At 69.3% G+C, this 23,082-nt stretch carries 24 protein-coding genes and 1 pseudogene; 10 read left to right on the forward strand and 15 right to left on the reverse strand.

Features of this window, described 5'->3' with window-relative positions; translation table 11 throughout:
* The first annotated feature begins 39 nt into the window (after positions 1–39).
* Positions 40–783 (forward strand): hypothetical protein, encoded by a 744-nt coding sequence (locus tag ACFLIM_RS20645; RefSeq protein WP_393167721.1) that lies wholly within the window; start codon positions 40–42, stop codon positions 781–783.
* Entirely contained in the window at positions 780–2,138 is a 1,359-nt protein-coding gene (locus ACFLIM_RS20650) for an O-antigen ligase family protein (protein WP_393167723.1), read from the forward strand. Before ACFLIM_RS20645 ends, ACFLIM_RS20650 begins: the two co-directional genes overlap by 4 nt.
* On the opposite strand, the gene ACFLIM_RS20655 is transcribed toward ACFLIM_RS20650, so the two are convergent.
* Together ACFLIM_RS20655 and ACFLIM_RS20660 are read right to left on the reverse strand one after the other, a co-directional pair.
* Positions 2,090–3,079, reverse strand: coding sequence for a hypothetical protein (locus ACFLIM_RS20655; RefSeq protein WP_393167724.1), 990 nt, complete (start codon positions 3,077–3,079; stop codon positions 2,090–2,092). The two genes, ACFLIM_RS20650 and ACFLIM_RS20655, sit on opposite strands and share 49 nt — an antisense overlap.
* A gap of 13 nt (positions 3,080–3,092) precedes the next feature.
* Positions 3,093–3,638 carry a dTDP-4-dehydrorhamnose 3,5-epimerase family protein gene (locus tag ACFLIM_RS20660; RefSeq protein WP_393167726.1) on the reverse strand — a complete coding sequence of 182 codons (546 nt, stop codon included), beginning with the start codon at positions 3,636–3,638 and terminating at the stop codon, positions 3,093–3,095.
* 29 nt (positions 3,639–3,667) lie between these two features.
* Here ACFLIM_RS20660 and ACFLIM_RS20665 point away from each other — a divergent pair, with 29 nt between their 5' ends.
* Positions 3,668–4,492 (forward strand): glycosyltransferase, encoded by an 825-nt coding sequence (locus ACFLIM_RS20665; RefSeq protein ID WP_393167727.1) that lies wholly within the window; start codon positions 3,668–3,670, stop codon positions 4,490–4,492.
* On the opposite strand, the gene ACFLIM_RS20670 is transcribed toward ACFLIM_RS20665, so the two are convergent.
* From ACFLIM_RS20670 to ACFLIM_RS20725, 12 genes are all read right to left on the reverse strand, one after another.
* On the reverse strand, positions 4,493–5,131 hold the full coding sequence (locus ACFLIM_RS20670; RefSeq protein WP_393167729.1) for a methyltransferase domain-containing protein: 639 nt from the start codon (positions 5,129–5,131) through the stop codon (positions 4,493–4,495).
* Entirely contained in the window at positions 5,128–6,309 is a 1,182-nt protein-coding gene (locus ACFLIM_RS20675; protein ID WP_393167731.1) for a glycosyltransferase family 4 protein, read from the reverse strand. The genes ACFLIM_RS20670 and ACFLIM_RS20675 overlap by 4 nt, the downstream gene beginning before the upstream one ends.
* Positions 6,299–7,606: a nucleotide sugar dehydrogenase gene (locus ACFLIM_RS20680; RefSeq protein WP_393167733.1), complete on the reverse strand. Its 1,308-nt coding sequence runs from the start codon at positions 7,604–7,606 to the stop codon at positions 6,299–6,301. Before ACFLIM_RS20680 ends, ACFLIM_RS20675 begins: the two co-directional genes overlap by 11 nt.
* A 100-nt stretch (positions 7,607–7,706) precedes the next feature.
* Entirely contained in the window at positions 7,707–8,729 is a 1,023-nt protein-coding gene (locus tag ACFLIM_RS20685) for a GNAT family N-acetyltransferase (protein ID WP_393167735.1), read from the reverse strand.
* Complete coding sequence (locus tag ACFLIM_RS20690) at positions 8,726–9,628, reverse strand: glycosyltransferase family 2 protein (RefSeq protein ID WP_393167737.1); 903 nt, start codon at positions 9,626–9,628, stop codon at positions 8,726–8,728. Before ACFLIM_RS20690 ends, ACFLIM_RS20685 begins: the two co-directional genes overlap by 4 nt.
* Positions 9,629–9,633: 5 nt before the next feature.
* Complete coding sequence (locus ACFLIM_RS20695) at positions 9,634–10,308, reverse strand: polysaccharide deacetylase family protein (RefSeq protein WP_393167739.1); 675 nt, start codon at positions 10,306–10,308, stop codon at positions 9,634–9,636.
* 55 nt (positions 10,309–10,363) lie between these two features.
* Positions 10,364–11,242: a Gfo/Idh/MocA family protein gene (locus tag ACFLIM_RS20700; RefSeq protein WP_393167741.1), complete on the reverse strand. Its 879-nt coding sequence runs from the start codon at positions 11,240–11,242 to the stop codon at positions 10,364–10,366.
* Positions 11,239–12,132, reverse strand: a complete 894-nt coding sequence (locus ACFLIM_RS20705; RefSeq protein ID WP_393167743.1) for an NAD-dependent epimerase/dehydratase family protein — start codon at positions 12,130–12,132, stop codon at positions 11,239–11,241. Before ACFLIM_RS20705 ends, ACFLIM_RS20700 begins: the two co-directional genes overlap by 4 nt.
* 47 nt (positions 12,133–12,179) lie before the next feature.
* Positions 12,180–13,226, reverse strand: coding sequence for a 2-oxoacid:ferredoxin oxidoreductase subunit beta (locus ACFLIM_RS20710; protein WP_393167745.1), 1,047 nt, complete (start codon positions 13,224–13,226; stop codon positions 12,180–12,182).
* Positions 13,219–15,063: a 2-oxoacid:acceptor oxidoreductase subunit alpha gene (locus tag ACFLIM_RS20715; RefSeq protein WP_393167747.1), complete on the reverse strand. Its 1,845-nt coding sequence runs from the start codon at positions 15,061–15,063 to the stop codon at positions 13,219–13,221. Before ACFLIM_RS20715 ends, ACFLIM_RS20710 begins: the two co-directional genes overlap by 8 nt.
* 126 nt (positions 15,064–15,189) lie before the next feature.
* A complete protein-coding gene (locus ACFLIM_RS20720) occupies positions 15,190–15,279 on the reverse strand; it encodes a putative leader peptide (RefSeq protein ID WP_360678002.1) in 90 nt (29 codons plus the stop codon).
* A gap of 33 nt (positions 15,280–15,312) precedes the next feature.
* Complete coding sequence (locus tag ACFLIM_RS20725; RefSeq protein ID WP_393167750.1) at positions 15,313–16,803, reverse strand: polysaccharide deacetylase family protein; 1,491 nt, start codon at positions 16,801–16,803, stop codon at positions 15,313–15,315.
* Positions 16,804–16,964: 161 nt separating this feature from the next.
* Between ACFLIM_RS20725 and ACFLIM_RS20730 the strand changes: the two genes are divergently transcribed.
* The 4 genes from ACFLIM_RS20730 to nuoH are packed head-to-tail and all read left to right on the forward strand — an operon-like array spanning position 16,965 to position 19,392.
* A complete protein-coding gene (locus ACFLIM_RS20730; protein ID WP_393167752.1) occupies positions 16,965–17,336 on the forward strand; it encodes an NADH-quinone oxidoreductase subunit A in 372 nt (123 codons plus the stop codon).
* Positions 17,337–17,391: 55 nt separating this feature from the next.
* A complete protein-coding gene (locus tag ACFLIM_RS20735; RefSeq protein WP_449291477.1) occupies positions 17,392–17,922 on the forward strand; it encodes an NADH-quinone oxidoreductase subunit B in 531 nt (176 codons plus the stop codon).
* Positions 17,919–18,458 (forward strand): NADH-quinone oxidoreductase subunit C, encoded by a 540-nt coding sequence (locus ACFLIM_RS20740; RefSeq protein WP_393167754.1) that lies wholly within the window; start codon positions 17,919–17,921, stop codon positions 18,456–18,458. The genes ACFLIM_RS20735 and ACFLIM_RS20740 overlap by 4 nt, the downstream gene beginning before the upstream one ends.
* Positions 18,451–19,392, forward strand: coding sequence for an NADH-quinone oxidoreductase subunit NuoH (gene nuoH / locus ACFLIM_RS20745; RefSeq protein WP_393167756.1), 942 nt, complete (start codon positions 18,451–18,453; stop codon positions 19,390–19,392). Before ACFLIM_RS20740 ends, nuoH begins: the two co-directional genes overlap by 8 nt.
* Before the next feature lie 132 nt (positions 19,393–19,524).
* Here nuoH and ACFLIM_RS20750 read toward each other — a convergent pair whose 3' ends face one another.
* Positions 19,525–20,706 carry a serine/threonine-protein kinase gene (locus ACFLIM_RS20750; RefSeq protein WP_393167758.1) on the reverse strand — a complete coding sequence of 394 codons (1,182 nt, stop codon included), beginning with the start codon at positions 20,704–20,706 and terminating at the stop codon, positions 19,525–19,527.
* 314 nt (positions 20,707–21,020) lie between these two features.
* Here ACFLIM_RS20750 and ACFLIM_RS20755 point away from each other — a divergent pair, with 314 nt between their 5' ends.
* The 3 genes and pseudogenes from ACFLIM_RS20755 to nuoK all read left to right on the forward strand — a co-directional run.
* Positions 21,021–22,139, forward strand: a complete 1,119-nt coding sequence (locus ACFLIM_RS20755) for a 4Fe-4S binding protein (protein ID WP_393167760.1) — start codon at positions 21,021–21,023, stop codon at positions 22,137–22,139.
* On the forward strand, positions 22,136–22,753 hold the full coding sequence (locus ACFLIM_RS20760) for an NADH-quinone oxidoreductase subunit J family protein (protein WP_393167762.1): 618 nt from the start codon (positions 22,136–22,138) through the stop codon (positions 22,751–22,753). The genes ACFLIM_RS20755 and ACFLIM_RS20760 overlap by 4 nt, the downstream gene beginning before the upstream one ends.
* A pseudogene (gene nuoK, locus ACFLIM_RS20765) lies at positions 22,753–23,034 on the forward strand (NADH-quinone oxidoreductase subunit NuoK); the annotation flags it as partial. The gene ACFLIM_RS20760 and the pseudogene nuoK, both read left to right, overlap by 1 nt.
* Positions 23,035–23,082: the final 48 nt, after the last annotated feature.

The raw sequence follows: 23,082 nt of genomic DNA on the forward strand, positions 1-23,082 counted from the left end.
CGCCGGTGCCCGTGGTTCGCGGCCCGAGGGGGAGGGCGCATGGACTTCTGGCTCACGGTCCAGGTTCTGTTCAGACGCTGGTACATCTCGGTCCCGGCGTTACTGCTGGCCCTGGGCGTGGCCGCGGGGGTCTACTCGACGGTGCCCACCCTGTGGACATCCAACGCGGCCATGGTGCTCACCACGCCCCGGACGGGCGCGAGCCTGCCGGTGCACCCGGGCACGTCCAACGCGCCGGTGAACCCGCTGCTCAACTTCGACCGCGGGCTGACGATGGCGGCCTCGATCCTGACGGCCAAGCTCACCACCGGGGACACGGCGGCCGAGCTGGGCATCGTGCCGAACGGGCCCGTCACGTACAAGGTGCACAACGGCAGCGCGAACGCCGAGGCGCTGGCCTCGGGGCCGTTCGTGTTCATCGAGAGCGAGGCGAGCTCGCCCGAGGCCGCGCGGGAGATCGTCCGCAAGATCGCCGCCAGGGCCAAGGTGGAGCTGCTCAGGAGCCAGCAGACCGTCAACGCGCCGCCGGCCACGTTCATCACGCTGACCCAGATCGTCGCGCCGACCCCGCCCGAGCCCGAGCCGGGGCGCAAGTTGCGGGCGGCCGTCGTGGCGGTGGCGCTGGGCGGCATGGCGAGCCTGCTCGCCACGTACGCGTTCGACAGCTTCGTGGACACGCGCAGGCGCCGCAGGCAGGACGCGGCCGTCGCGCCGAAGCCGGTCGAGGTGGACCGGCGCGTGCTCGTCGCCGCGGACACCCACATGAACGGCAAGCACACGTGACCACCCCACTCGCGACGCCGGTGCTGCCCCACCTGCCGCGCCGCGCCGACGCCGCCACGATCGTCTGCCTGTTCGTGGTGACGCTCATGCTGATCCCGGCCCGCATGATCATCCGCGGGCTGCCGCTGGCACTGTCGGTCGCCAACGTGCTCGCGCTCATCGCCGCGCTGATGTGGTTGTGCGCGCAGCTCACCAGGACGCTCGGCGCGGCCAAGGGCCGCAACCCCGTCAGAACCGCACTCTTCCTGTACGTGGCCTCCGCCGCCGCCTCCTACGGCTACGGCACCTACGGCTACCTGCCGGCCGACGAGGTCAACCTGGCCGACCACGCGATCGTGCTGGTGCTGGCCAACGCCGGGCTCGCGCTGGCCGTGTGCGACGGCATCCGGGTGCGCGAGCGGCTGGACTTCGCGCTCAAGGCCATCGTGGTGGCCGGCGCGCTCATGTCGGTGGTGGGCGCGGGCCAGTTCCTGCTCAACTTCGACCTGACCCAGTACCTGCAGGTGCCGGGGCTGCGGTTCGTGATCGAGGACAAGTTCATCTTCGACCGGAACGCCATGCGCCGGGTCGCCGCCACGGCCGCGCACCCGATCGAGTTCGGCGTGATCTGCGCCATGATCCTGCCGCTGGCCGCGCACTACAGCTTCCGCGCCCGCGAGCTGGCCAGACCGGCCCTGCGCTGGTGGTTGTGCACGGCGGCGATCGGCATGGGGCTGATGTTCTCGGTGTCGAGGTCGGCCATCCTGGGCCTGCTCGGGGTCGGGATCGTGCTGCTGCTCGGCTGGCCGGCCCGGCGCCGGATCCAGGCGGTCGTGGTCCTGGCGGGCTTCCTCGGCGTGATGAAGGTGATCTCACCGGGGCTGCTCGGCACGATCTTCGGCTTGTTCGACAACTTCTTCAACGACAGCAGCATCGACTACCGCACGCACGACTACGGGTTCGCCGGCCAGGAGATCTCCAAGCATCTGTGGCTGGGCCGCGGCATGGGCACCTGGTACGCCCCCAAGTACCAGGTCTTCGACAACCAGTACATACAGGGAACGATCGACACGGGCGTCATCGGCGTGTCGATCTTCCTCGGCATGTTCGTCTGCGCGTTCGTGTGCGCGTTGCGGGCCCGCTACCTCAGCGCGGACCCGGGCGTCAGAGAGCTGGGGCTCACGCTCGCCGCCTGCCTGGTGGCCCCGGTGCTCGGCGCGGCCACGTTCGACCTGCTGTCGTTCGCGATCGTCAGCGGCCTGTCGTTCCTGCTGATCGGGGCCACCGGCGCGCTGCTGCGGATGGCGCGCGACGAGCGGCGCCCCGATCATTTGCCGTTGCAGGTGAGCGGCCGCACGATGGAGGTGACCCGGTAGCTCTCGTCGATGGTGACGATGTGGTTGTTCTCGAACTGGATGCTGTCGAGGCAGTCGCCCGACATCGGGGCGAACTCCCACGTCCGGTCGACCACCAGGTTGTTCTTGACGATCAGATAGCCGTGGATGTTGTGCAGCTGGACCGTGTAGTTGCCGCCCATCACCAGGTTGTTGGTGATGGTGACGTCCATCGTGCCGTCCGGCCGGTCGTTGAAGAAGATCGGCGAGTTGTAGTTGACGACGCCGCGCATGTCGAGCGTGGTGTGGTCGAGCACGAGGCTCTTGCCGGCGTTGAAGGTCTGGATGCCGTCGGCGTAGTTGTTGGTGCCGTCGGAGCAGAGCCTGGCGTACGAGTCCTTGATCTTGATGTTGTCACCGGAGTCGCGGAACCCGTCGGCGTGGCCCCGGATGAGCACCCGCTCGACCGTGTAGTTGGCCTCGCCGATGGCGGGCGCGGTCAGGCATTTGCCGGTGGGCCCTACCGTGCTGTCGGCGATGCTGTAGGCGTAGTCGCGGCCGTCGAACTCGGCCTGGATGCCACCGTCGATCCGGCTGTTGACGATCTTCACGTTGTCGGCGGCGATGAACAGGTCGCCGGTGACGTGCACGCCGTCGAGCACGGTGCCCGGCTTGACCACCCGGGTCGCCGGGCCGTCGTTGGTGTCCATCGTGCGTAACGTGATGCCGGGTGGCAGACCCGTGCAGGCGGGCGTGGGGTGGTCGGGGCAGCGGCGGCCGTCGGGCGCGACGACGGGCCTGGGCGTCAACTGCGGCGGCGGGGCGGGGGGCGACGCGGACGTGGTGGCCGCCGGCGGGCTCGAGGTGGCCGTCGGTGCGCCCGAGGCGGTCACGGTGACCGTGACAGTGGGCTGGGGGGTGCCCCCCGGGCTGCAGGCCGCCAGCGCCAGCAGAGCGATCGCACCCACGATGAGCCTTCGCATGGACCGCCCTCCCCTAGGCGAGACGCTCGACGAGCCGCGCCCACGAGCCGGCCTCGAGGTCGCGCGGGCTGATGGCTGCCACGGGCAGCGGCCAGTCGATCTTGAGGTCCGGATCGTCGTAGCGCACCGACAGATCCTCCGCCGGATCGTGCTCCCTGTCGATCCGGTAACAGGTGTCGGCCTCGTCCGTCAGCGCCTGGAAGCCGTGCAGGAACCCGGCGGGCACGTAGAGGGTGACGAAGGCCTGGTCGTCCAGGCGTACCGAGAACTGCCGCCCGAATGTGGGCGAGCCCGGGCGGATGTCCACGAGCACGTCGTGCACGGCGCCTCTCGCGCACCGCACCAGCTTGGCCTCGCCGCGCCCCGACCGGCCGTGCAGGCCGCGCACGGTGCCTCCGCGCGAGCGCGACTGGCTGTCCTGCAGGAACGCGGCCGGGTCGAGCCCGTGCCCGGCCGCGACGCTCGCGTCGAACGTCCTGGTGAACAGGCCGCGCTCGTCGCGATGCGGCGACGGCACGAACAGCAGCACCCCGTCGAGCGGGGTCCGCTCTACTCTCATCGATGCATCCTTTCCGAAAGGGCCGGCCGATGGATCCCATCGCGAGCGTCGTCATCCCCGCGCACAACGAGGAAGCGGTCATCGGGGCCGGGCTGGCGGCTCTGCTCGGGGCGTCGGAGCCGGGCGAGTTCGACGTCGTGGTGGTGGCCAACGCCTGCGTGGACGGGACCGCGGGCGTGGCCGGGGCGGCGGGCGTGCGGGTGATCGAGACGCCGGTCGGGGGCAAGGCCCACGCGCTCAGGCTGGGGGACGCGGCCTGCCGGACGTTCCCGCGCTTCTACCTGGACGCCGACGTTGAGCTGAGCACGAAGTCCGCGCGGGCGCTCGTGGCCGCCTCGAAGCGGCCCGGCGTGCTGGGCTGCGCGCCGGTGCCCGTGCTGGATCTGGAGCGGGCCGGATGGGTGGCCAGGCGGGTGCACCGGGTGCACGACCTGATGGTCAGGCCGACCCGGGTGCTGGCCGGGGCCGGCGTCTACGTGCTCGACGAGGAGGGGCACGCTAGGGCCTTCCCGGTGCCCGACGTGCTGTCTGACGACGGCTGGGTGCACGGGAGCTTCCTGGACGGCGAGCGGGTCTCGGTGCCGGAGGCCACGTCGATCGTACGTCCGGCCCCGACCGTCGCCGCCTACCTGCGCCGCAGGATCCGCGTGCGGCTCGGCAACAGGCAACTGGCCAGCCTCGGCCGCCCGGTGTCCCTGAGCGGCCTCCGGCTCGCCGCCGTGGGCGCGCTGGTGCGCAGCCGCCAGGTGAGCTCGCTGGACGCGGCCTGCTACCTGACGGTGCTGGTGCTCGACCGCGCGCTGACCGCGTTCCGCCGCCCCGGCCGCGCCCGGTGGGGGACGACCCGTAAATGATCACTTCGGCAGCAGGTCGTAGGTCCTGATCGTCCCGAACGGCGGGCCGAGCGGGTCCGGCTTCAGGTCGATCGTCCGCAGGTGACGGAACCGTCCCGTGCTCATCAGGTACGGCTCCTCCAGCGGGTTTCCGTAGATCATCCGCACCGGTCGCGGCGCCCGGTCCACCGAGGCGACCAGTCGATCGACCACCTCGCTGAAGATCTTGCCCCGGAACGGGTTGTTGAAGAACGCCACCGTCACGTCGTCGGGAATGTCGTAGTCGAGCACGTCGGAGGCGATCAGCTCGATCTCGCCGCAGCGCCTGCGCACCCGCATGTTCCGCACGTTGTCCCTGGCGATGTCGGTGAGCTCGGCGGACAGCTCGACGCCGATCACCTTCCTGAACGGGTACTGGGAGGCCTGCACGATCACCCGGCCCATGCCGGAGCCGAAGTCCACGAACACGTCCCGCTCGCTCACCTCGCTCTTCGGCAGCACCCTGCGCAGGGCTCGCCAGTTGAGCGCGGCGTAGTAGACGCGGTCCTCGCCGTCCAGCCCGATGTCGGCCAGGTCGACGCGCTCGGCCGTCCGTACGCCGTACCTGCGCTCGTACAGGAGCTGGCCGACGTTGCGCCGCAGCCACTTGTATGCACTCATGCGTTCTCTTTCGGATAGGCGGCTTCGTACGCGGCGATGAGGGCTTTGCGTGAGTGCTCCCAGGACAGCGGCCCGCTGACCCGCGCCTGGCCGATCTCGCCCATCCTGCGCCGCTCATCCGGGTTGTCCAGCAGGTACGCGATCAGCTTCGCGAACTCGGCCTCGTCGTTGGCCGGCGCGTACACGGCCGCCTCGCCCGCCGACACCCGCGCCTCGCGCAGCTCGAAGGAGACGATCGGCTTGGCCATGGCCATGTACTCCATGACCTTGTTCATGGTGGAGACGTCGTTGAGCGGGTTGAGCGGGTCGGGTGACAGGCACACGTCGGCCGTGGACAGGTAGCGCATCAGGTCCTCGTCCGGGATGCGCCCGGTGAACTCGACCCGGTCGGCCAGCCCCAGCTCCCCGGAGAGCGCCACCATCGCGTCGAAGGTGTCACCGCCCCCGACGAACACCGCGTGCCAGTCGTCCCGTTCCAACCGGGCCAGCGAGCGCAGCGCGTAGTCCACCCCGTCCTGCGGTCCCATGACGCCCAGATAGCACAGCAGGTACGGCTTGCCGCGCTTGACCGACTCGTCTGGCGGCACCTGGTGGAACCGCTCGACCGCGGGCGCGCTGCGCACCACGAACACCTCGTCGGGCCGCTTCCCGCCCCTGCTCAGCGCGACCTCGCGGTAGCTCTCGTTGGTCGCGATCACGACATGCGCGGCCCGGTAGGTGAGCCGCTCGAGACGGCACACCGCGCGGTAGAGCAGGTCCTCCCCCCGATCGAAGCGCGACAGGTACAACTCCGGCACCAGATCGTGCTGGTCGAACACGAACCGCGTCCCCCTCTCGGCCAGCCGCCGCGCCACCAGGAAGAACAGGTCGGGCGGGTTGCACCCGTGCACCACGTGGACCGGTCCCACCTTCCTGGCCAGCCGGAACGTGTGCCAGAGCGCGGAGCCGTACTCCTTGAGGTAGCCGAGCGGCCCTCCGGTCGCGGCCGTGAGCGGGTAGCGGTGGATCGCGATGCCGTCGATCAGCGCCTCGGGCTCGGTGTCCTGCTTGGCGCCCCGCGGGCAGATGACGTGCACCTCCCAGCCCGCGTCGCGCAGCGTGACGCTCTCCTGCCACACCCGCCGGTCCATCGGCACGGAGAGGTTCTCGACCAGGATGAGTGCTCTTCTACCAGGCAAGGCCCACATATCCAGGAGTCGCCCGGCGCTCTGCTGCGTCGGGGAGGCGGACGAGGTCGATGATCGTACGGGTGCCCGCGCGTTCGACGGCGTCGAGCACGGCCGGCTCCCGTGAGCCGATCACGCACACGTCGGCGTGCGCGAGCACGTCGTCGACCGAGGTGGTCAGCAGATCGCCCAGGTGGGGGAGCCGCTGCTCGATGTACTGCCGGTTGGCGCCCATCAGCCGCGACAACGTCACGTTCTCGTCGTAGATGCGCAGGTCGTAGCCCTTGCCCAGGAGCCGTTCCGCCAGCTCGACCAGCGGGCTCTCGCGCAGGTCATCGGTGCCCGGCTTGAACGACAGCCCGAACAACCCCACCTTGCGGCTGTCCGCGGCCACGACCAGCTCGAACGCCCGCTGCAGGTGCGCCTCGTTGGAGGGCAGGACATGCGACAGCAGCGGTACGGAGACGTCCGCCCTCCTCGCGGCGTAGACCAGGCCGCGCAGGTCCTTCGGCAGGCACGAGCCGCCGAACGCGAACCCGGGCCGCAGGTACGCCGGGCTGATGTTGAGCTTACGATCGGCCAGGAACACGTCCATGACCTGGTGCGAGTCCAACCCCAGCGCCTGGCAGACCGCGCCCAGCTCGTTCGCGAAGCTGATCTTGAGCCCATGAAAGGCGTTGTCCGCATATTTCGTCATTTCGGCTACGGCGATCGGCACCCGGAACACCTCGCCCGGCAAGCCGTCGTACAGCGCGGCCACCGATTCGCCCGTGGCCGGGTCGCTCTCGCCGATCACGGTCTTGGGCGGCTCGAAGAAGTCCCGCACACTGGTGCCCTCGCGCAGGAACTCCGGGTTCACCGCCACCCCGAAGTCCCGCCCCGCCCGCAGCCCCGACGCCGCCTCCAGGATCGGGACCAGCAGACTTTCGCACGTGCCCGGCAGCATGGTGCTCCGGAACACCACGGTGTGCCCGCCCTTCATGGCGCCGCCGATCTCCTCGGCCACCCGCTCCAGGTAGAGCGTCGACAAGCTCCCGTTCGGCGCCGAGGGCGTGCCGACGCAGACCAGCGACATGTCCGTCGCGTGCAGAGCCTCCGAGGCGTCGGTGGTGGCCCGCAACGTCCCGGCCCGCACCACCTGCTCGGTGAGCTCGCCGATGCGATCCTCGACGACGGGCGCGCGGCCCGAGGTTATGAGATCCACCTTGGTCTGGCTGACGTCCACGCCCACGACCTCGTGCCCCATCGAGGCCAGGCAGGCGGCCGACACGCAACCGACGTAACCGAGTCCGAAGACACTGATTCTCACGGTCCGGGCCCCTCCCCCGTCGCGTAAAGAGCAGGGCCCAAGGCATTTGTCATGCCTCTCCCGGCTCACCCTAATTTGTTCGGATCAGCTTGTTGGAGCGTTACAGGTTTCTGATCTTGTGCGCGAGCCGCCGCAGGAGCTCCGACCGCCTGGCCGTGGCGACCAGCGAGTCGCGGGCCCTGCGCACGGCCAGCCGCGCCGGACTGCGCGTGACCAGGCCCTGGCAGACGACGCTCTCGCCGGTCTTGGCCCGGCGCTTGTACTCGTCGTCGCCCCGGCCCAGGTCGATGCGGGTGAGGCCGAGCGCGGGCGCGGCGGCCACGAGTTCGCGCAGCAGGATCCAGCCGGGGGCGAGCCCGGAGTGCTCCGGGTCGTAGACGGGGAACCACCAGTGCAGCACGCCGCCCGAGCGCATCCCGAAGTGCGCGGCCAGCAGGTGCGGGCCCGCGTGCAGCGTCGACAACACGCCGCCGAACGAGGGGTCCCGGGTGTGCAGCAGCCTGGTGAGCAGCTCGATCCTGCCGGGTTCGGCGAAGTAGTCCCTGGCCCCGGTGGCGGCGTACTGGGCGCGTTTGAGCCGGACGACCTGCTCCAGCGCCTCGGGGTCGACCGTGTCCGCCTCGAAGCGGACAGGGCCCAGGGTGCGCCCGGCCTTGGCCGTACGGCGTCTGGCCTGTCCCATGTTGTCCTTGCCCGTCCGCGAGGCGCGCTCCAGGTAGCCGTCGAGCCCGCCGGTCACGTCCACGTACGGCGAGGCCCGGCGTGAAACGATCCAAGGCTCGAAACCCTCCTGCTCCAGCAGGTGGTCGAACTCCAGCCCGCGGACCCCGCGTCCGAGCAGCTCCAGCGGCCGGAACGCGGTGCCCGGCGCGAGCACGGGCCCTTGGAAGTCGGCCCCCGGCCAGCCCACGGGACGCAGCACCGAGCCGTCACGGTGGCAGGGCATGAGCGAGGTGATCTCCCCGCGCTCGTCCCTGGAGACGGCCACGTGCACGGCCTCGAACTCGTGCACCGCCGCCGCGAAACCCGGATGGAAGTACGGGCTGTCCAGCGCGGGGTTGGCCGCCCGCAGCTTGTGCCAGGCGTCCAGCTCCTCCGTCGTGAGCTCGTCGAACCTCTTCATGAGGCCGTCATCACGCGCGAGGGCCGCAGCAGCGCGGCGAACGACACCTTGGAGATCTTCCGCCCGGCCAGCGCCCGCGCGCCTTCCCCGAGCAGCACGGCCAGGTAGTAGACGGCTCCCGCCAGCCTGCCCCTGCGCCTGCGGAACAACTTCACCTTGTTGACGATCAGCAGCGCGGCCAGCGCCGGGTTCGTGCCCGAGTCGCCGCCGATGTGCTCGATCACGGACGCGGGCTCGTACCAGGTGAGCCAGCCCAGGTCGGCGGCCCGCAGGCAGTATTCGGTCTCTTCGCTGTAGAGGAAGAACGACTCGTCCCACGGTCCGATCTCGCGCATGGCGGGCACGGACAGCAACATCGCCGCGCCCGTGGCCCACGCGAACGCGCCGGGGCGCTCGTACTCGCGGGGGTTGGTCACCAGCTCGCCCAGCTTTCCCAGCCGCCCGGCCAGGTCCCCGCCGATGATCGCCTCCACCACGGCTCTGCCGACCGTGGGCGTCCTGCGCAACGACGGCTGCAGGGATCCGTCGGGATTGACCATGTACGGCGCCGCGATGCCTCGGTGCGGGGTTCGCAGCGACTCGGCCAGCGGTGCGATCGACCCCGGGACCAGCCTGCAGTCCGGGTTGATCACATAGACGGCGTCCAGCTCGTCCAGGTCCAGCGTGTCCACCGCGGCGTTGATCGCGGCCGCGTACCCGGCGTTCCTGCCGAGCTGCACCGTGATCATCGGCAGTTCCGTGGCCTGCTTGGCGATGGCCAGGCAGTCGTCCGCCGAGGCGTTGTCGGCCACGACGACCGCGGCCAGCTCCACCCCCCGCGCGCCCTCCGCGAGGCTGCGCAGGCAGCCATCCAGGACGTCGGCGCTGTTGTAGGTGACGATCACCACTGCGACGCGCATCCGGGTCAGCCCCGAGCCCGCTTGTAGAGCCGCGCCGCGGCCTTCCTGGCCCGCTGCGCCGGCGGCGGCCGGCCGTCGAGCACCTGGCGGATCCACCGCTCGTCCAGGTCATGGCGCAGGCTGTTGCGGGCCTGCAGCCACGAGCCGGGGGCCGCCCGCCCGCCGTCACTCGTGTACGCGCAGGTCACGCCCGCCTTACGCAGCCTGCCGAGCACGTGCCTGTCGTACGACCCGAACGGAATGGCGACCCGCGTCACCGGATGCCCGCATAACTCCCCGATCACCCGCTGCGCGCCGGATAACTCCTCGCCGACCTGGCCCGGGTGGAGCCGCCGCCAGTCGCGGTGCCCCCAGCCGTGGGACCCGACCCGCATGCCTGACCTGACCAGCTCGCCGACCCCGCCGGCCGTCACCCTGCCGGGCTCGCCGATCAGCCCGGCCAGCACGAAGAACTCACCGCGCAACCCGCGCTCCAGCAGCCTGGGCAGCGCGATCTCCACGTCGGAGGCGTTGCCGTCGTCGAACGTGATGCGTACGTCCTTTCGGTCCACGACCGCGTCCAGCACCCGCTCGAACTGCTCGACGCTGACCCAGGTGGTGTCCTCACCCGGATCGAGGGGCCGATCGGTGTCACCTATGCCATGAACGGTGAGGTTGATGATCGACCCCGTCAGCGTCATTACCGTCTCCCCAGTCCGGCTCAGCTCTTGTGTATCCGGCGTTTCCCCCGGACCGTTACAAGTCCCGCCAGACCTGGTCTAACAGCCGCTGAAGGTGCACTCCTCTGTGCACGTCGATCGCATGCGACCGGCCCGACCTCACCGCCGCCGCGAACTCCTCCCGCAACGCCGCCCTGGTCTGCTCGGAGTCGTTCGAGATCCGGGAGAAGTCGAGCACCAGCTCGCCGCGCGGGCCGTACAGCTCGTAGACCGTGCGCTTGCCCACCCCCGGCACCTTGCCGCACAACAAGAGCTGGCTGATCGCGCCGCCCTCGTGCAGGCAGGTGAGCGCGAGGAACCCGTGCCGATCGCCCGCGGGCCTGATCTCCTTGATCGGCCCGACGGCCGCGTCGAGCAGGTCCAGCCCGTGCGGCCCGGTGTTGTAGAGCACGCCGCGCCGGACCCGCCAGGCGTGGTCGAGAAAGGGCCCTGCCAGGAACTCCCCGGTGAGCTGGCTCGCCCGCGCGCCCATGACGGGGAAGTCGCGTGCCTGTGCGAGGAACTCGCGCACGGCGGGCCGGTACCTGTTCGTCATCACGAGCTGGGTCACCACGCCGTGCGCGTCGGCGGTCCTGGCCAGCTCCTCGGCGGCGGTCAGGTCGAGGGCGAGCGGCTTGTCCAGCAGCAGCGCCCGCCCGGCCCGCGCCGCCTCGGCCGCCAGCTCGGCCTGGACGTCCGGCGGCACCGCGAACGCCACGGCCTCGCACCTGTCGAGCAGGTCGCGGTAGCCGGCGCAGTACGGCACGCCGAACTCCTCGGCCAGCGCCAGGCCCGCCTCCGGCCGCCGCGTCCACACCCCGGCCAGCCGCGTTTCGGGGCCCCGCGCGAGCAGCGGCGCATGGAAGGCCCGCGCCCAGATCCCCGCCCCGACCAGGCCCACCCGCACGGGCCTCATCGCCGGTACCACTCCACTGTCCGGCGCAGCCCTTCCTCCAGTCCGATGGCCGGCTCCCAGCCGATCAGCTCCAGCGCGGGGCCCAGCTCGGCCGTCTGCGGCACGTCGAGCGGCCGGTCGGCGACGGCCCCGAACGGCGGCGCCGACTCCGCACCGGCGATCCGGTACAGCAGCTCGACCGCCTCCCGCACCGGCACCCGCGTCCCCGTGCCCACGTCGAACGCCTGCCCGACCGCTCGCTCACTCAGCCCGGCGAGCACGAAGGCCTCGACCACGTCATCGACGTACACCCAGTCCACCAGCTTGGCCCCGCTGGTCAGCCGCGGCTTCTCACCCCTGAGCAGCGCCAGCGTCACGTACGGCACCAGCTTGGAGGTGTCCCGCTGGCCGGGCCCGTACACCATGGTCGGCCGCACGATCGTGTAAGGCAGGCCCCACAGCCGGTGGTACAGCTCGGCGTACCCGGTGGCCGCCGTCTTGGCCATCGCGTACGGCGAAGGCGGCGCCGAATGCCCGTTACCCGGCCGGGGCTCCTCGCTCGACCCCGCCAGGACCACCCGGCACCCGGAAGCGGCCGAAAGCACGTTGACCGTGGCCGCGAGGTTCCCCTCCAGCGTGGCCCGCACGACGGACACGTCCCTGGCCCCGTTCACCTCACCGGCCAGATGGAAGACCACCTCGGGACGCACGGCCGCGAACAACTCCTCCGTGGCCTCGGCGTCCCGCAGATCGACCCGATGCCCCGCGCCCCTGCTCACCCCATGGACGTCCGCCTCCAGCTCGGCCAGCCGCCTGACCAGGTGCGCCCCGATGAACCCCGAGGCCCCGGTCACCAGGACCCGCCTGCCTTGCCACGCCACGAGCAGCGCCCCTCTCCAGCCGGCGGACACGCGAAAAGGGCCCGCTCGAACGAGCAGGCCCCATCAAATCGCGAATGTCAGGCGATGCGCCAGGTGTCGCCACCCAGCAGCAGGTCACTCAGATCGCCTGGCCCCTTCTGCGTCACGGCCTCTTCGAGTTGCTCGGCCATGAGCACGTCGTAGGCCGGGCGGTCCACGCTGCGGAAGATGCCGATCGGCACGTGCTCGAACGCGGGCTCGTCCAGCCTGCTGAGCGCGAAGGCCACGGACGGGTCGGGGTTGTGCGCGTCGTGCACGAGGATCTGGTCCGCGCTCACGCTGTCGCGGGCCACCACCTCGATGCCGCCGTTCGCGGCCCGTACGACGGCCTTGGAGGCGCTCACGATGGGCTGGTCGTGCTCCAGCCGCAGCGTGATGTCGTCGCGGAGGCCGGGGTCCTTGAGCTGCTCGAAGGCGTTGTCGTTGAAGATGTTGCAGTTCTGGTAGATCTCCACCAGCGAGGTGCCGCGGTGCGCGGTGGCCTCGCGCAACACCGACTGCAGGTGCTTGCGGTCGGAGTCGAGGGTACGGGCCACGAACGACGCCTCGGCGCCGATGGCCAGCGAGATCGGGTTGAACGGCTTGTCCAGCGACCCCATCGGCGTCGACTTCGTGATCTTGCCGACCTCGGACGTGGGGGAGTACTGACCCTTGGTCAGCCCGTAGATCCTGTTGTTGAACAGCAGGATGTTCAGGTTGACGTTGCGCCGCAGCGCGTGGATCAGGTGGTTGCCGCCGATGGACAGCGCGTCGCCGTCACCCGTGATCACCCACACCGACAGGTCGGGCCTGGACGCGGCCAGCCCGGTCGCGATCGCCGGCGCCCGGCCGTGGATGGAGTGGAACCCATACGTGTTGAGGTAGTACGGGAACCGCGACGAGCACCCGATGCCGGAGACGAACACGATGTTCTCGCGCTTGCGCCCCAGCTCGGGCAGGAAGCTCTGCACCGCGGCCAGGATCGCGTAGTCACCGCACCCCGGGCACCAGCGCACCTCCTGGTCGGACTTGAAGTCCTTGAGGCTCTGCTTCACGTCGGTCTTCGGGACGAGGGTCAGCCCCTTGCCGTTGACGAGCTCAGTCACTGTCGATCACGTCCTGGATGACTCCGGCCAGCTCCTCGGCCTTGAACGGGAGCCCGCGCACACGGTTGTAGCTGATCACGTCGACGAGGTAGCGGGCCCGCAGCAGCAGGGCCAGCTGGCCGAGGTTGATCTCGGGCAGCAGCACCTTGTCGTAGCGCTTGAGGACCTCGCCGGTGTTGGCGGGCAGCGGGTTGAGGTGGCGCAGATGGGTCTGGGCGACCTTGCCGCCGCTTCTCCTGATCCGCCGCACGGCCGCCGCGATCGGCCCGTACGTCGAGCCCCACCCGATCACCAGCACGCTCGCGTCGCCGTCGGGGTCGTCGACCTCCAGATCGGGAACGTCGATGCCGGCGATCTTGGCGGCTCGCGTGCGGACCATCAGGTCGTGGTTGTTCGGGTCGTAGGAGATGTTGCCGGTGCCGTCGGCCTTCTCGATGCCGCCGATGCGGTGCTCCAGACCCGGCGTGCCGGGGATGGCCCACGGGCGGGCCAGGGTCTCGGTGTCACGCTTGAACGGCAGGAACTCGCCGTCGGCGCCGTTCGGGGCAGTGGTGAATTCTTGCGAAATGTCGGGCAATTCGGAAACTTCGGGCAGGCGCCAGGGCTCCGAGCCGTTGGCCAGGTAGCCGTCCGAGAGCAGCATGACCGGCGTGCGGTATTTGACGGCGATCCTGGCCGCCTCGATGGCCGCGTCGAAGCAGTCGCTCGGCGACATCGGGGCCACGATCGGCACCGGCGACTCGCCGTTGCGGCCGAACATGGCCATCAGCAGGTCGGTCTGCTCGGTCTTGGTCGGCATGCCGGTGCTCGGCCCGGCCCGCTGCACGTCCACGACGATCAACGGCAACTCGGTGGTGACCGCCAGCCCGACGGTCTCGGCCTTCAACGCCACGCCGGGACCCGACGTGGTGGTCACGCCGAGCGCCCCGCCGAACGCGGCCCCCAGCGCCGCGCCGACGCCCGCGATCTCGTCCTCCGCCTGGAAGGTACGGATCCCGAACCGCTTGTGCTTGGACAACTCGTGCAGGATGTCGCTGGCCGGGGTGATCGGATAGGACCCCAGGAACAGCGGCAACCCGGACTGCACGCTGGCCGCGATCAGCCCGTAGGAGAGGGCCTGGTTACCGGAGATGTTGCGATAGACACCGGGAGCCAGCCGCGCGGGCTTGACCTCGTACGAGACGGAGAAGGACTCGGTGGTCTCCCCGAAGTTCCAGCCCGCCTGGAAGGCCGCGATGTTGGCCTTGGCGATGTCGGGCTTCTTCGCGAACTTCTGCTCGAGGAACTTGATCGTGTGCTCGGTCGGCCGGTGGTAGAGCCAGGACAACAAGCCGAGGGCGAACATGTTCTTCGACCGTTCGGCGTCCTTTTTGGACAGGTCGAAACCCTCAAGAGCCTTCACGGTGAGCGACGTCAGCGGCACCGCGTGCACCCGCCACTCGCTCAGCGAGTCGTCCTCCAGCGGGTTCGCGGCATAGCCGACCTTCTGCAGGTTGCGCTTGGTGAACTCGTCGGTGTTGGCGATGATGTCGGCGCCCCGTGGCAGGTCGCCGAGGTTGGCCTTGAGCGCGGCCGGGTTCATGGCCACGAGCACGTTCGGCGCGTCGCCGGGCGTGAGAATGTCGTGGTCGGCGAAGTGGAGCTGGAAGCTCGACACGCCGGGCAGGGTGCCTGCGGGTGCGCGGATCTCGGCGGGGAAGTTGGGGAGCGTCGACAGGTCGTTGCCGAACTCCGCCGTGCCCGCGGTGAAGCGGTCGCCGGTGAGCTGCATGCCGTCGCCGGAGTCTCCAGCGAACCTGATGATCACCCGATCGAGTTGCTGGACCTGCTTTACCACAGCTCAGTCCTCCTCGACGCGCCAATGCGCGGTTGCTTTGGGCGCGTTCTCTGTATCCATGCTAGATCCTCAGAAGGTCACGCGTTTGCGTGCCGCCAAAAGCGGGTAACGCGGTCGCGGTCGGAGTCAGGGTGAGGTGGGAGAACGACGACACAGTCCGGACGCGAGCCTGCAGAGGTCTACATGCAGGCGGGCGAACAGGACGGTTCGGATCACGATCGCCAACTATACGTCCCCCCAGCACGTGCGCTACGTCAGGGGCCGCTTACCCGGCAGCTCGTTCCCCGACCTGTACAAGCGTCCGGCCTGCATCCCCGCAGAGCCGTACAACTCAGGAACGGTGACGAAGCTGTAACCCTTCCCACGCAACCTTTTGAGGATGTCCGGAACCGCGTCAACGGACTCCCGACGGATGTCGTGCATAAGAATGATCGCACCTGGATGCGCCGCGCGCACAGCCCGGTCCGCTATGTCGGCCGCCTTGCCCCCGAACTGGTCCCTGGCGTCGACGTCCCAGGTGACCAGTGACAGTCCCATCTTGGCGGCGACGTTCCGCAGGTCCGTGCTCACGGCCCCGTACGGAGGCCGTACCAGCGTGGGCGTCTGCCCGATGGCGGACGACACCACGTCATCGGTACGCCCGATCGAGTCGGCGATCTTGCTGGTCGGCAGCTTCGACAGGTCCGTGTGCGACCAGCTGTGGTTCCCGACCAGGTGCCCTTCCTCACTCATCCGGCACAACAACCCGGGCTGCGCGGCGGCGTTGCTGCCCACGGGGAAGAACGTGGCCCGCGCCTGGTTCTGCAGGAGGATGTCGAGCAATCTCCCGGTATGGGGGCCCGGCCCGTCCTCGAACGTCAGCGCCACGCACTTGGTCTTGGCGCAGTCCACGGTGCCCGCGCGGGTGCTGACGGCATGGGGGCTCGTCGTGGCCGTCATCTCGGGCGAGTCCATCTCGGGCGCGTCGGACAGCGTGCTCCCGGCCGCCTCCCGCACGCTCTCCTGAGCCTGGCGCCCCAGCTCGGACAACAACGGCGCCACCTGCCCGCCGGGCACCGCCACGGCCAGCCGGCCGAGCGAGCACGGCCCGATCTGGCAGTCGTCGAACTCGACCACCAGGTCCCCGCTCCGGTTGAAGGCCATGGAGTCGAACTCGTCGCCCCCGGCCGTCACGCCTTCCCGCTCGATCTGCGCCCCGCGCCCCTTGAGCTGCTCCCTGACCAGCACCGCGAGTTGCTCCAACGCGCTCTTCCCGGCGAGCAGCCCGGTGGAATCGACGGCCTTGCCGTTACGCGGGTCGAACCAATAGGTACGCGTGGAATTTCCCCAGGTGGCGCCCAGGAACTCGCCGGTACGCAGCCGTACCCCGACCGCTTGGGAGGAGGCGGCGGCGAATTGCCAGTCCACGTTCAGCTCGGGGCGCGGGTTGTAGACGGCGGCGCCGGTGCGGTCGCGGAAGTCGCGGAGTTGCCGCTGGGCCTGGGCTCGGAGCGTCCGGTTGAGCGCGGGGGCGTCGACCAGCTCGGGGTAGTTGATATGCACGTATCGGCTGCCGGTGGCGTCGCCTTCGGTCATGGTCCTGGTGGTCAGGCCGACGACGGTGGCCGGATCGACGAAGTCGATCATCGTCGGCTCTGCCGGGACCACGACGCCCCGCTCGGGGGTGGCGGTCGCCAGGCCGCATCCGCCTGCCGAGAGGGTCAGCAGAGCGATTCCTGTGAAGAATCGCGACTTGTGCATGGATGTCACGTTATGGGGTTGATCTTGCCTTATATACCGATTTTGTGCGATCACGTCGAGGCTTTGACCTACCCTTGGCCTGAGCTGGGAACGGGGCTCGGGCCGGACCGGAGAACGGGACTGCACGGGACGGGCGGGGCTGGGCGGGTTACTATCCCGTCATGGACGGCTATTTCGGGTCCTACGTGCTCGTCGCCGCGCTGCTCGCCATCGGTGTCGCCATCGTGGCCGGAGCCCTGTTGGCCAACCGTCTCCTGCGCCCGAGCAGGCCCACCCCCGAAAAGCTGACCACGTACGAGTGCGGGGTCGACCCGGTCGGGGAGGGCTGGGCCCAGTCGCAGGTCCGTTACTACGTCTTCACGTACCTGTACGTGGTGTTCGCGGTGGACGCCGTCTTCCTGTTCCCCTGGGCCACGGTCTTCGACGCGCCCGGCTACGGCCTGACGACGCTGATGGAGATGTTCGTCTTCCTCGGCTTCATCGCCCTGGGCATCGTGTACGCCTGGCGCAAACGCGTACTGACCTGGACCTGACCGGCTGGAGAGAGACACCTTTGCCTGACCTGCGATCCGCGCAAGAATGGGCGGCATGGCAGCAACGGACCTCCCGATGCCCACAGTCGGCCCGATCTCCAGGTTGGCGCCCAAGCCGATGCGCTTCGTGCTCAACTGGGGCCGGCGCTATTCGCTGTGGGTGTTCAACTTCGGGCTGGCCTGCTGCGCGATCGAGTTCATCGCGACATCGACGAGCAGGCACGACTTCATCCGATTCGGCGTGATCCCGTTCGCGAACGGCCCGAGGCAGGCCGACCTCATGATCGTCTCAGGGACGGTTACCGACAAGATGGCCCCCGCCGTGAAGCGCCTCTACGAGCAGATGCCCGACCCGAAATACGTGATCTCGTTCGGCGCCTGCTCCAACAGCGGCGGCCCCTACTGGGACTCCTACTGCGTGACGAACGGCGTGGACCAGATCGTTCCCGTGGACGTCTACGTCCCCGGCTGCCCGCCCAGGCCGGAGGCGCTGCTGTACGGCATCATGAAGCTGCAGGAGAAGATCGCGGGGGAGAAGCTCAGCGACCGCTACGTCTGGTCCCGCTCCCACTCGGAGGACGCGTGAGCGCGATCTCGGAGCGGTTCGGCGACCGGGCCCAGATCTCCGAGTCGTACGGCGACACCACCATCGACGTCGCCCCCGCCGACTGGATCGAGCTGCTGACGTTCGTCCGAGACGACCTCGACCACGCCTTCTTCGACTGGCTGACCGGCGTGGACGACCCGCCGGACGCCTTCCTCGTCGTGGCCCACGTCTACAACCCGACCGCCGGCGAACGCCTCCTGCTCCGCACCCGCGTACCCCGGGAAAACCCCCACCTGCCCAGCGCCGTAGGCGTCTACCGGGGCGCGAACTGGCACGAGCGCGAGACGTACGAGATGTTCGGCGTGATCTTCGACGACCACCCCTACCTCGTCCCCCTGCTCCTCCCCGACGGCTTCGAAGGCCACCCGCTGCGCAAGGATTTCATCCTGGCCGCCCGCGTGGCCAAGCCGTGGCCCGGCGCCAAGGAGCCCGGCGAGTCAGGACACGGCGCCCCGAGCCGCCGCAAAACGCTTCCGCCTGGAGTGCCAGCCGACTGGGGGCAGCCCGATGCTTGAAGTGGTGCTGAGCTTCGCCGTCATCCTCGTCGTGTTCCTGGGGCTGCCGCTGATCGTGGGGCAGACCGAGCACAAGGTCATGGCGCACATGCAGTCGCGGCTGGGCCCCATGTACGCGGGCGGCTTCCACGGCTGGGCGCAGCTCATCGCCGACGGGGTGAAGTTCGCGCAGAAGGAGGACGTCATCCCGGCCGCGGCCGACCGCCGCATCTTCATGATCGCCCCGGGCGTGGCGCTCGTCCCGTATCTGGTCGTGCTGATCGCCATCCCCCTCGACCGCGACCTCGTGGCGGTGAACCTCGACCTCGGCCTCTTCTTCGTCCTCGCCGTCATGGGCATCGGCGTGCTGGGCTCGATCATGGCCGGTTGGGCGTCGGCCAACAAATACTCGGTGCTCGGCGGCATGCGCTCGGCCGCCCAGCTCATGTCGTACGAACTGCCTCTGGTCCTGGCGGCCTCCTCCGTCGCGATGGCCGCGGGCACGCTGTCGATTCCGGGGATCGTCGAGGCGTGGCAATGGTGGTGGCTGCCGTGGCAGGCGATCGGCGGCGTCGTCTTCTTCCTGGCCGGCCTGGCCGAGCTGCGCCGCCCCCCGTTCGACATGCCGATCGCCGAGTCCGAGATCATCATGGGCCCGATGACCGAATACACCGGCATGCGCTTCGCCCTGTTCATGCTCGCCGAGTACGCCGGCATCGTGGTCCTGTCCTTCCTGACCACTGTGCTTTTCCTGGGCGGCTGGCACGGCCCGTTCCTGCCCGGCTGGGCGTGGACCTTGGTCAAGGTCTTTCTGCTGGCATTCGTGGTGATCTGGCTGCGGGTGACCTATCCCCGGCTGCGCGAGGACCAACTCCAGAAGCTCGCCTGGGCCGTCCTGGTGCCGCTGGCCCTCGTACAACTGGCCCTCACCGGCGTGATCAAGGTCCTCACCTGAGAATCCGCCAGGTCCTCCCGGGCGGTCCATACTTGGCCGGCAAATCCTTGAACAAGCTCCAGATAACCCACGGCAACGAGGTCATGGCCGACCTCCGCCTGGGCGAAGCGCGCCAGGACAAGCCCACTCCGCTCAGTGAATGATCGCCAGCATCGCATCAGAAGCCGAAGGCCGATCCTCAGGACGCTTGTTGAGGCACGCCCCCACAATCCCCCGTAACGCAGGCGGTAACGGCGATAAATCCGGATGAACGGTCAGCACCCGGTTGAAGACAGCAGGCACCGTATCCTCCCCGAACGCCGGCCGCCCAGTAGCCGCGAACATGATCGTCACTGCCCAGCTGAACACATCAGAAGCCGGCCCCACCGCCTCCCCCGTCAACTGCTCAGGCGACATGTAGGGCGGCGTCCCCATCATTTTCCCGGACGTCACAGTCACCTGATCGAGCGCCCGGGCGATGCCAAAGTCGATCACACGCGGCCCATCGTGCCCGATCAGCACGTTGCTCGGCTTGAAATCGCGATGAACGACCCCCGCCTTGTGAATGGCCGCCAGCGCCCCCGCTGTGGACAACGCCAACCGCGTCAGGCTGTCCTCGTCACGCGGCCCGTGCTTCCGTACGAGCTGCTCGAGCGACGGCCCCGCCACGTATTCGCTGACGATGTACGCGTGCTGCCCGCTGATGTTGACGTCGAGCACCCGGGCTGTGGAAAACGTCGCCACCCGCCGGGCCGCGTCCACCTCCCGCGCGAACCTGGCCCGCGCCGTCTCATCCACCAGATCGCGCAGCACCTTGACGGCCACCCGCACCCCGTTGGGCGCCGTCGCCAGATAAACCGACCCCTGCCCGCCGCGCCCGAGCGACTGGAGCACCCGATAGTGCCCGATCCACTCCGGCTCCCCGGGCCGGCGGTGATGGGCGGAGTGAACGGTGGGCGCTGTGGTCCGCTGCCGCAGATCCACCCGCTTGTACGCGGGCGCCCTGAGCCGCGCGCGCACCATGAACGGCACCAGAATCCCCGAGTGAATGACCCCGCCGATCCAACTGACCAGCAGCCCCAGCGACACCAGCCCAGCCAGCGGCTGAGGAATGTCGTCGAAGTCGTTGTACGCGAGGGCCGCGATCACGAACGAGCCGATCGCGACCAGATAGCCGGACGCGGCGAGTACGTGCCAGAGGCTCCGCAGCCAGAAAGCCGCGAACCCGATGCTGAACGGGGTCGCCAGCCCGCACGTGAACAGGGGCAGGCAGGCCCACACAACGGCGGCTGCCCACGCCCCGCCGCTGGGACGGACTTGATGGCTCTGCTGCATGGCCGAGAGACTAGCGCCCTGCTGTGGTTCATACCGGGCAAGCACACAGCTTGTGGATAACCTCCCGCCAGCCTGTGGACGGCTGTGGAAAAACTGGGGACAACGCTCCTGCACATTCACGTGCGCGGCCAAGTGCGTCATGATGTTGAACCATGGCGCGGATACCGGGAGTCGGACTGGCAAAAGGGTTGTCCATCACCCTTCGTCACATGCTGCGCAAATCGGTGACGCAGCAGTATCCCGAGGTCAAGCCCGCCCTCCCGCCTCGCAGCCGAGGCGTTATCGCCCTAGTTGAGGAAAACTGCACCTCTTGCATGCTCTGTGCCCGAGAGTGCCCCGACTGGTGCATCTACATCGACTCGCACAAAGAGACGATCCCGGCCCCCGAGGGCGGCCGCCCCCGCCAGCGCAACGTCCTCGACCGCTTCGCCATCGACTTCGCCCTGTGCATGTACTGCGGCATCTGCATTGAGGTGTGCCCCTTCGACGCCCTCTTCTGGTCCCCGGAGTTCGAGTACGCGGAAGGCGACATCCGCAACCTCCTCCACGAAAAGGACACGCTGGCCGCCTGGACTCCAACAGTCCCCCCACCTCCGGCCCACGACCCCGGCGCCGAACCCCCGAAGGAACTCACGGCCGCCCCCCGCCGCCCAGCCGCCGACCGTACGTCCCGAGCCGCCCGTACGCGCACTCCCGAACCCCCACAGACCCGACCGGCGCCCCCCACCCCGGAAGCCCCCACCGACGAGGCGGCCACCGGCTCACCGGCGTCGGCACCGGCCACCCCAGACCCCGCGGTCGCCGCACGAGAGCCAAAACCCGAGGTCAGTACACCCGAGCCGAAGCCCGAGGCCACCACACAGGAGTCGCGACCCGGAGACAGCGCTACGGCCGCGGAGCCGACCGCGAACGCGCCGGGAGAAGGCCCTACGGCGCCGTCGCGAACCCCGGACGCGCGCGAACGCCCACGCCGCCCGATGTCGAACGTGCGGGGCATCCGCCCCCCAGGGGCCCTCCCATCCCGCCCTCAGGACGAAGCCCCCGCCACCACTCCTGAGCAAGACGGCACCCGCACCACAGAGACGCCAGCGGACGAGCGGCCGTCCACCAGCCCCTCCACAGAGACCGGCGCGGACACCGACCTTTCCGCAGCGGACACGAGCCCATCTGCGGAGGGCGAGGGGAGTACGACAGCGAGTGGGACGGACACCGGCGCTGCCACAAAGCAGCCCCCGGGGCCGGCTTCATCCACAGGCGAGCCGCCCCCAGAAAAGTTGTCCACAGCCTCGGGCGAACCGGGATCGGAACCCGAGCCGGAGGAGCAGACTTCTGCCGCGAGCCCCCGCAGGCACAGGATGGCCGACCCACGGTCCATCCGGCCACCAGGGCGGCTCGACCCTGGCGAGACAAGGGAGTCCGAGGAGGAGTCGTGACCGAAGCGGTGCCCTCCTACCTGTCACCCACCGGGCAAGAGATCGTCTTCTTGCTACTGGGTGCGGTAGCGATTGGATCGGCGCTGCTCGTCGTCACGACCAGACAACTCGTCCACGCCGCCCTCTGGCTCGTGGTCTGCTTCGGCGCGCTGGCGGGCGGCTATCTCGTGCTGACCGCCGAGTTCGTGGCCTGGGTCCAGGTGCTGATCTACGTGGGCGCGGTGGTCGTCCTGATGCTGTTCGGCATCATGCTGACCCGCGCGCCCATCGGCCGCTCCGCAGACCTCGACAGCGGCAACCGGCTCGTCGCGGCCCTGGTGGCGGTGGTGACGGCGGCCATCCTGGTGACGGTGGTGATCGACGGATTCCGAACTGCCTACACACTGCTCCAGCCGGGTCATGGAGCCGCGAAGGAGCTGGGCGCCAGCGTCTTCGCCACGTGGGTCCTGCCCTTCGAGGCACTGTCCGTGCTGCTGCTCGCCGCGTTGATCGGCGCCATCGTGTTGTCTCGCACAGACATCCCCGGAGGCCCGTCGCCCGACCAGCGAGCCGGCGGCCCGCAACCAAATCAGAGTGGAGTCAGCTCACCACCCGACCAGACCGGGGGTAGGTAGTGCACATCGTCTACCCTGCCGTCGTCTCCGCGCTCCTCTTCTCCATCGGCGTCTACGGTGTGCTCGCCCGACGCAACACGATCCTCGTGCTGATGTCGGTCGAGCTGATGCTCAACGCCGTCAACCTCAACCTGGTCGCGTTCGACGTGTGGCTGGGCGACCGCCTGCACAGCGGCCAGGTGCTCACCCTCTTCGTCATCGTCATCGCGGCGGCCGAAGTGGGCTTGGGCCTGGCGATCGTACTGGCGCTCTACCGCAACCGCCGCACCGTCGACATCGACCACCTCCGCGACCTGGCCGAACCCACCGACGATCCCGCGGAGCAGCGA

The sequence above is a fragment of the Nonomuraea marmarensis genome, assembly GCF_043197025.1.
In the GTDB taxonomy this organism is placed as follows: Bacteria; Actinomycetota; Actinomycetes; order Streptosporangiales; family Streptosporangiaceae; genus Nonomuraea; species Nonomuraea marmarensis.

What these genes read in the sequence shown, in the direction of transcription:
- ACFLIM_RS20645 (WP_393167721.1), top strand. Translation starts at nt 40, where the DNA reads ATGGACTTCTGGCTCACGGTCCAGGTTCTGTTCAGACGCTGGTACATC.
- ACFLIM_RS20655 (WP_393167724.1), bottom strand. Translation starts at nt 3,079, where the DNA reads ATGCGAAGGCTCATCGTGGGTGCGATCGCTCTGCTGGCGCTGGCGGCC.
- ACFLIM_RS20660 (WP_393167726.1), bottom strand. Translation starts at nt 3,638, where the DNA reads ATGAGAGTAGAGCGGACCCCGCTCGACGGGGTGCTGCTGTTCGTGCCG.
- ACFLIM_RS20665 (WP_393167727.1), top strand. Translation starts at nt 3,668, where the DNA reads ATGGATCCCATCGCGAGCGTCGTCATCCCCGCGCACAACGAGGAAGCG.
- ACFLIM_RS20670 (WP_393167729.1), bottom strand. Translation starts at nt 5,131, where the DNA reads ATGAGTGCATACAAGTGGCTGCGGCGCAACGTCGGCCAGCTCCTGTAC.
- ACFLIM_RS20685 (WP_393167735.1), bottom strand. Translation starts at nt 8,729, where the DNA reads ATGAAGAGGTTCGACGAGCTCACGACGGAGGAGCTGGACGCCTGGCAC.
- ACFLIM_RS20690 (WP_393167737.1), bottom strand. Translation starts at nt 9,628, where the DNA reads ATGCGCGTCGCAGTGGTGATCGTCACCTACAACAGCGCCGACGTCCTG.
- ACFLIM_RS20695 (WP_393167739.1), bottom strand. Translation starts at nt 10,308, where the DNA reads ATGACGCTGACGGGGTCGATCATCAACCTCACCGTTCATGGCATAGGT.
- ACFLIM_RS20700 (WP_393167741.1), bottom strand. Translation starts at nt 11,242, where the DNA reads ATGAGGCCCGTGCGGGTGGGCCTGGTCGGGGCGGGGATCTGGGCGCGG.
- ACFLIM_RS20725 (WP_393167750.1), bottom strand. Translation starts at nt 16,803, where the DNA reads ATGCACAAGTCGCGATTCTTCACAGGAATCGCTCTGCTGACCCTCTCG.
- ACFLIM_RS20730 (WP_393167752.1), top strand. Translation starts at nt 16,965, where the DNA reads ATGGACGGCTATTTCGGGTCCTACGTGCTCGTCGCCGCGCTGCTCGCC.
- ACFLIM_RS20735 (WP_449291477.1), top strand. Translation starts at nt 17,392, where the DNA reads ATGGCAGCAACGGACCTCCCGATGCCCACAGTCGGCCCGATCTCCAGG.
- nuoH (WP_393167756.1), top strand. Translation starts at nt 18,451, where the DNA reads ATGCTTGAAGTGGTGCTGAGCTTCGCCGTCATCCTCGTCGTGTTCCTG.
- ACFLIM_RS20750 (WP_393167758.1), bottom strand. Translation starts at nt 20,706, where the DNA reads ATGCAGCAGAGCCATCAAGTCCGTCCCAGCGGCGGGGCGTGGGCAGCC.
- ACFLIM_RS20755 (WP_393167760.1), top strand. Translation starts at nt 21,021, where the DNA reads ATGCTCTGTGCCCGAGAGTGCCCCGACTGGTGCATCTACATCGACTCG.